General features: G+C 44.8%; 2 protein-coding genes. Both read right to left on the minus strand.

The window, feature by feature from the left end; genetic code table 11:
- Positions 1 to 519: DUF6776 family protein (locus A3763_RS00620; protein ID WP_068759810.1), on the minus strand; the 519-nt coding region annotated here is incomplete at its 3' end.
- 23 nt (positions 520 to 542) lie between these two features.
- A partial coding sequence (gene argC, locus A3763_RS00625; protein WP_068759811.1) for an N-acetyl-gamma-glutamyl-phosphate reductase occupies positions 543 to 1,312 on the minus strand: 770 nt, incomplete at its 5' end.

A 1,312-nucleotide genomic window follows, 5' to 3' on the forward strand; every position in this document is an offset into this window, starting at 1 on the left:
CTGCATACCTATCACGTTAATCGCAACATTCCCGGATACGTAGCTCTTGTTATCAGCCACTTGCGCTAAGACAATTTTGTAGTCAAAACGCCTATCCGTTGCACCTAGCTGAATCTCGGCTTTCTGTACTTGTAAGCCTCGCGAGTTATCTGAAGGCGCCATAATATTTTGATAAAATGACAAGTCCTTTTCTAACTGCGACACGCGAGCCTTGTAATCCCTGATCGTCTCCTGAATTTCCTGCTTTGCCAGGTCATCAATCGTCCGACCGCTTTCAAGGTTTGCGACTTGCTGCCGTAAAGCGACTTCTTCCTCTTTTAAAGCAGCATACTCTTGTGCAACTTTTGCTAATTCTTGAACGACCTTTTCGTGTGCCTGTTTTATTTGGTAATCGCCCAAAAGAAAACTTAGGACGCCCATGACCAAAATGCCAATTGCAAAAATCACCCGCCGTTTTAATTTAATACCTGGCTTGTGCTTAACTACAATCAGACGATCTTCAGCTTTCCGTTTTACCATTCTAGTACAATCTCACCTAGGTGTTAGGGCATCAATGCCACTTGCTGTAAGCCCATCATCTCATCAAAACCAAACATAAGATTCATGTTCTGAATCGCCTGGCCAGAAGAGCCTTTTACCAGGTTATCAATAACCGACAATACAATAATTGTATTACTGCCAGGTTGCTGGTGCAGTGCAATTCGGCACATATTCGACCCCTTAACGGAACGGGTTTCTGGCAAAGAGCCTAGCGGCATCACATCGACAAAAGGCTCATCCTTATAGCGCTCTTCATAGATAGCTTGAGCCTGCTCCAGACTTAATTCAGCATCAGGCTTAGGTTGTATATACAAAGTCGCTTCGATCCCTCTAATCATGGGCACGAGATGAGGAACAAAGGTCACATTAACAGGCGATCCGTTTGCTTCACTCAAAATTTGCTGGATCTCGGGTAAATGGCGATGCCCGGAAACACCGTAAGCTTTAAAGCTATCAGCGCATTCCGATAACAGCATACCAACTTTAGCTGCACGCCCAGCACCACTGGTGCCTGTTTTAGCATCTGCAATGAGACGATCCGCCTGGACTAAGCCTTGCTCAACTAAAGGTAAAAAGCCCAACTGAATAACCGTAGGAAAACACCCAGGGCAAGCAACTAATTTGGCATCTTTAATTTGTTCACGATAGATTTCAGGCAGGCCATATGCAGCCTGAGGAATTAATTCAGGGCAGGCATGCTTCTGGTCATACCAACTTTCCCATACATCTACATCTTTCAAACGAAAGTCACCTGAAAGATCAATGGTACGCA

The sequence above is a fragment of the Oleiphilus sp. HI0128 genome, from assembly GCF_001635365.1.